This is a genomic window from Halomonas marinisediminis, from assembly GCF_004347715.1.
GTDB classification, from domain to species: domain Bacteria; phylum Pseudomonadota; class Gammaproteobacteria; order Pseudomonadales; family Halomonadaceae; genus Halomonas; species Halomonas icarae.
In genome coordinates, this window is sequence record NZ_SLTR01000177.1 from 1 (window position 1) to 320 (window position 320).

General features: G+C 48.8%; 1 protein-coding gene. It reads left to right on the plus strand.

Going from position 1 to position 320, the window contains the following annotated elements; all coding sequences use genetic code 11:
* On the plus strand, nt 1–320 hold a 320-nt coding region (locus tag E0702_RS16275; protein ID WP_205741982.1), incomplete at both ends, for a helicase-related protein.

Sequence of the window (320 nt, forward strand, 5' to 3'; positions counted from 1 at the left end):
CAAGTGGATACCATAGAGAAAACCGCCGCAGATCTTGAAAAACTGATCCCCGAAGCCCGTATCACTATAGCTCATGGACAGATGCGAGAGCGCGAATTGGAAAAAGTGATGAATGATTTCTATCATCAGCGCTTTAACCTGTTGGTCTGTACAACCATTATCGAAACGGGTATCGATGTACCTACCGCCAACACCATCATTATGGATCGCGCCGATCACTTGGGCTTAGCACAGCTACACCAATTACGTGGTCGTGTCGGTCGTTCGCATCACCAAGCGTATGCCGACCTACGGACTCCGCATCCAAAAGCGATGACTAA